At 55.7% G+C, this 1,051-nt stretch carries 1 protein-coding gene; it reads left to right on the plus strand.

The features are described from left to right. A partial coding sequence (locus AC2FLZ_RS22015) for an IS3 family transposase (RefSeq protein ID WP_496882799.1) occupies positions 1-977 on the plus strand: 977 nt, incomplete at its 5' end. Positions 978-1,051 lie beyond the last annotated feature (74 nt).

Raw genomic sequence — 1,051 nt, forward strand, 5'->3', positions numbered from 1 at the left:
GGTATCCCGCATCTGAGAAGCTGGAGATCATCCGCCTCGTCGAAGGATCGCATCTTCCGACCAGGCGTACGCTGGACAAACTCGGCATCCCCAGAACCACTTTCTATCGCTGGTATGACCGATATCTGGCTGGTGGACCCGAGGCGCTTGAGGATCGCAGCCCCAAGCCATCACGGGTCTGGAACCGCATTCCGCAGCCGATGCGTGAGAAGATCAAGGACCTGGCTCTGAAGGAAAGCGATCTGTCGCCGCGTGAGTTGGCCGTGCAGTTCACCGACACAGAAAAGTACTTTGTCTCAGAGGCTTCGGTCTATCGCATCCTCAAATCCTACGACCTCATCACCAGCCCGGCCTATGTGGTTCTATCGGCGGCCGACGAGTTCCACGACAAAACCTCTCGGCCAAACCAGCTTTGGCAGACCGACTTTACCTATCTGAAGGTGATTGGCTGGGGCTGGTTCTACCTGTCGACCATCCTCGATGATTACAGCCGCTATATCATCGCTTGGAAGCTTTGCACGACGATGAAGTCGGGCGATGTGACCGACACGCTAGACCTGGCGCTGCAAGCCTCAGGTTGTGATCAGGCGACGGTTCTGCATAAGCCACGGCTGCTCAGCGACAATGGGTCCAGCTACATCTCCAGCGAGTTGGCCGATTGGCTGGAGGACCGGCAGATGGATCATATTCGAGGTGCTCCGTATCACCCGCAAACTCAGGGGAAGATCGAGCGATGGCACCAGACCTTGAAGAACCGCATCCTGCTGGAAAACTACTATCTGCCCGGCGATCTCAGGCAACAGATCGATGCCTTTGTCAATCATTACAACCATCGACGCTATCACGAGAGCCTACAAAACCTCACCCCGGCCGATGTCTACTTCGGACGCGGGCAGACCATTCTAAATCAACGAGAAAGGATCAAACGAAAGACCATCGAAACGCGACGCTTGCTTCACCGCAAATCCGCCGCATAATCACATGAACCAGATGAGCCAGACCCTCTCTTAGCTCACGCCGCCATCTGTCCCAAAATCCCTGACGACGGACA

It is taken from the genome of Ruegeria sp. YKSF131 (genome assembly GCF_059612645.1).